The organism is Muriicola sp., from assembly GCF_049669965.1.
Classification (GTDB): Bacteria; Bacteroidota; Bacteroidia; order Flavobacteriales; family Flavobacteriaceae; genus Muriicola.
This window is the reverse complement of record NZ_JBATLB010000295.1, coordinates 1-3,686: the sequence shown is the minus strand read 5'-3', so window position 1 is coordinate 3,686 and position 3,686 is coordinate 1. Positions and strand designations below refer to the sequence as shown.

Sequence of the window (3,686 nt, the reverse complement as noted above, 5' to 3'; positions counted from 1 at the left end):
GGGTAGGGTTGTGAGGGTATGGTCCAAGATCCCTGAACAAGAAAACACAAACCCAAAAATTGCCGACGTAGCTCAGGGGTAGAGCGTTTCCTTGGTAAGGAAGAGGTCACGGGTTCAATTCCCGTCGTTGGCTCTGAAATATTGAGCCCTGAAGGAATCGAACACAACACCTTAGAGAGGTCACGTGTTCTCCCGATAGTTATCGGGACCCGTCGTTGGCTCTGAAATATTGAGCCCTGAAGGAATCGAACGCAACACCTTAGAGAGGTCACGGGTTCTCCCGATAGTTTTCGGGACCCGTAGTTGGCTCAAACGATAGAAACATTTGTACACTAATATAAACTAAGATTAAAATTCATTAAAATGGCAAAGGAAAATTTTGATCGTTCCAAACCGCACTTAAATATAGGTACTATTGGACACGTAGATCACGGTAAAACAACATTGACAGCAGCTATTACAACTGTATTAGCGAACGCTGGATTATCTGAAGTGAGAAGCTTCGATTCAATTGACAATGCTCCTGAGGAGAAAGAAAGGGGTATTACGATCAACACGTCACACGTTGAGTACCAAACTGCAAATCGTCACTATGCACACGTAGATTGTCCGGGTCACGCGGATTACGTTAAGAACATGGTAACTGGTGCTGCACAGATGGACGGTGCGATCTTAGTTGTTGCTGCAACAGACGGACCTATGCCACAAACTCGTGAGCACATCCTTTTAGGACGTCAGGTTGGAATTCCACGTATCGTTGTTTTCTTGAATAAAGTAGACATGGTAGATGATGAAGAACTATTGGAATTGGTTGAGATGGAAGTACGAGAATTACTTTCTTTCTACGAATACGATGGGGATAACGGACCCGTAATTTCTGGATCTGCATTAGGCGCCCTAAACGGGGAGCAAAAATGGGTAGATACGGTTATGGAATTGATGGACGCCGTTGATACATGGATTGAAATGCCTAAGCGTGATATTGATAAAGATTTCTTAATGCCGGTAGAAGATGTATTTACTATTACCGGTCGTGGAACTGTTGCTACTGGCCGAATTGAAACAGGCAAAGCAAATACAGGAGATGCCGTAGATATTATAGGTATGGGAGCTGAAAAATTGACTTCCACTGTAACAGGGGTAGAGATGTTCCGTAAGATACTAGATCGCGGTGAAGCCGGCGATAACGTTGGTATCCTTCTAAGAGGTATTGAAAAGTCACAGATTACAAGAGGAATGGTTATTTGTAAGCCAGGATCTGTTAAGCCTCATGCTAAGTTTGAAGCAGAGGTGTACATCTTGAAAAAAGAAGAAGGTGGTAGACATACTCCTTTCCATAACAATTATCGTCCTCAGTTCTATGTTAGAACAACAGACGTTACAGGAACAATTAATCTTCCTAGTGGAGTGGAAATGGTAATGCCAGGTGATAACCTTACCATTACTGTTGATTTGCTTCAGCCAATCGCCTTGAGTTTAGGATTGCGTTTTGCTATCCGTGAAGGTGGTAGAACTGTAGGAGCTGGTCAGGTTACCAAGATTTTAGATTAATCACTATACAGTAATTACATAAGGGTGTCCCGCCTTGGCGGGATACCTTTCAATGTAAGTACATATACGGGTGTAGCTCAGTTGGTAGAGCACTGGTCTCCAAAACCAGGTGTCGGGAGTTCGAGTCTCTCCTCCCGTGCACAACTAAATTATAACGATACGATGAGGTCATCAAATAAGGCCTTTTCTATCAAATAAAAAGTACAGCATGTTTACCTATATAAAAGAATCCATAGAAGAACTTAGATATAATGTTACTTTGCCCACCAGGGCAGAGTCTTCTAATTTGATGGTAATAGTTGCTGTGTTCTCCATCCTTTTTGCCCTGGCAACATGGGGAGTGGATACCGTGTTTAGCAAGCTGATTCAATTGTATTTTAACACCTTAAATTAAGCCGGTTCTATGTCTGAAGTATTGGAGAAAAAATGGTATGTGGTCAGAGCGGTCAGTGGTCAGGAAAACAAGATCAAGGGCTATATAGAATCTGAGGTAGAACGTAACGGTTTTGGCGATTATCTGGAAGAAGTTCTGGTGCCTACAGAAAAGGTTGTGCAAATCAGGAACGGAAAGAAAATCAATAAGGAAAGGGTTTACTTTCCTGGCTATATCATGGTAAAGGCCAATCTTGGCGGAGAAATGGTGCACATTATTCGCTCAATTACTAACGTCATAGGTTTCTTGGGTGAGACCAAAGGCGGGGATCCTGTGCCACTGAGAAAAGCAGAGGTGAACAGAATGCTTGGAAAAGTAGATGAGCTTGCGGTAAACACAGATAATGTGGCGATTCCGTTTGTACTCGGTGAAACAGTGAAAGTTATAGACGGGCCTTTTAATGGTTTCAATGGAACAGTAGAAAGGATAAATGAGGAGAAAAGAAAACTAGAAGTTATGGTTAAGATTTTCGGAAGAAAAACACCATTGGAACTCAGTTATATGCAGGTAGAAAAAGTTTAATATAAGTGTTACATATATAAAAGGCTGTGTTGCTTCCAACATAAACACGGTTTGAAATTTAATTTTAAACAATGGCAAAAGAAGTAAGTAAAGTAGTTAAACTACAAGTTAGGGGAGGTGTTGCGAATCCATCGCCACCGGTTGGACCCGCTTTAGGTGCTGCCGGCGTTAACATTATGGAGTTCTGTAAGCAATTTAATGCTAGGACACAGGACAAGCAGGGGAAGATCCTGCCCGTTGTTATCACCGTGTATAAAGACAAGTCGTTCGACTTTGTCGTAAAGACACCGCCAGCGGCAATACAACTTATGGAAGCAGCTAAGATTAAAAAAGGATCTGGCGAACCTAACAGAGTTAAATCAGGGAACGTTACCTGGGACCAAGTAAAAACAATTGCAGAAGACAAAATGGTAGATTTAAATGCATTTACCGTAGAATCTGCAATGAGCATGGTAGCAGGCACTGCGAGATCTATGGGTCTCAAAGTTGCAGGTAAAAGACCTTTTTAAAATCTTATAAAGCATTTTAATATGGCAAAAGCAACAAAGAAGCAAAAAGAAGCCAGAGCAAAGATAGAGAAGGATAAACTTTACTCTATACAGGAAGCTTCAGAGCTTATCAAGGAAATCACCAATGCAAAATTTGATGCATCCGTAGATATTGCTGTTCGTTTAGGGGTAGACCCTCGAAAAGCAAATCAGATGGTACGTGGGGTAGTTACACTTCCTCATGGAACCGGAAAAGATGTGAAGGTTTTGGCATTAGTAACTCCAGACAAAGAAGCAGAAGCGGTAGAAGCTGGTGCAGATTATGCTGGTTTGGATGAGTATTTGGAGAAAATTAAAGGCGGCTGGACAGATGTGGATGTGATCATCACCATGCCAAGCGTAATGGGGAAATTAGGTCCTTTAGGTAGGATCCTCGGACCTCGTGGATTAATGCCCAATCCAAAGACCGGTACCGTAACTATGGATATCGCCAAGGCGGTAGCTGAAGTAAAGGCAGGTAAAATAGATTTCAAGGTAGATAAAACAGGTATCGTGCATGCGGCTATTGGGAAAGCATCTTTCTCCGCCGATAAGATTGCAGGAAATGCCAAAGAACTTTTAGATACACTGAATAAGTTGAAGCCAACAGCCTCAAAAGGAATTTACATGAGGAGCATTTACATGTCTAGTAC

General features: G+C 42.0%; 5 protein-coding genes and 2 tRNA genes. All 7 read left to right on the top strand.

What is annotated here, in order from left to right; genetic code table 11:
* The first annotated feature begins 61 nt into the window (after nucleotides 1-61).
* Nucleotides 62-133, top strand: a tRNA-Thr gene (locus WBM49_RS14365).
* 230 nt (nucleotides 134-363) lie between these two features.
* Nucleotides 364-1,551 (top strand): elongation factor Tu, encoded by a 1,188-nt coding sequence (gene tuf, locus WBM49_RS14360; protein WP_424372735.1) that lies wholly within the window; start codon nucleotides 364-366, stop codon nucleotides 1,549-1,551.
* Between the two features lie 66 nt (nucleotides 1,552-1,617).
* Nucleotides 1,618-1,690, top strand: a tRNA-Trp gene (locus WBM49_RS14355).
* Nucleotides 1,691-1,759: 69 nt separating this feature from the next.
* Nucleotides 1,760-1,945: a preprotein translocase subunit SecE gene (secE, locus tag WBM49_RS14350; protein WP_424372734.1), complete on the top strand. Its 186-nt coding sequence runs from the start codon at nucleotides 1,760-1,762 to the stop codon at nucleotides 1,943-1,945.
* 9 nt (nucleotides 1,946-1,954) lie between these two features.
* Nucleotides 1,955-2,506, top strand: a complete 552-nt coding sequence (gene nusG / locus WBM49_RS14345; protein ID WP_424372733.1) for a transcription termination/antitermination protein NusG — start codon at nucleotides 1,955-1,957, stop codon at nucleotides 2,504-2,506.
* A 71-nt stretch (nucleotides 2,507-2,577) separates the two neighbouring features.
* Complete coding sequence (gene rplK / locus WBM49_RS14340) at nucleotides 2,578-3,015, top strand: 50S ribosomal protein L11 (protein WP_424372732.1); 438 nt, start codon at nucleotides 2,578-2,580, stop codon at nucleotides 3,013-3,015.
* 21 nt (nucleotides 3,016-3,036) lie between these two features.
* The coding region (gene rplA, locus WBM49_RS14335) for a 50S ribosomal protein L1 (RefSeq protein WP_424372731.1) at nucleotides 3,037-3,686 on the top strand (650 nt) is incomplete at its 3' end.

Excerpts from the sequence above, each read along its gene's own strand:
- tuf (WP_424372735.1), top strand. The coding sequence starts at position 364 with ATGGCAAAGGAAAATTTTGATCGTTCCAAACCGCACTTAAATATAGGT.
- secE (WP_424372734.1), top strand. The coding sequence starts at position 1,760 with ATGTTTACCTATATAAAAGAATCCATAGAAGAACTTAGATATAATGTT.
- nusG (WP_424372733.1), top strand. The coding sequence starts at position 1,955 with ATGTCTGAAGTATTGGAGAAAAAATGGTATGTGGTCAGAGCGGTCAGT.
- rplK (WP_424372732.1), top strand. The coding sequence starts at position 2,578 with ATGGCAAAAGAAGTAAGTAAAGTAGTTAAACTACAAGTTAGGGGAGGT.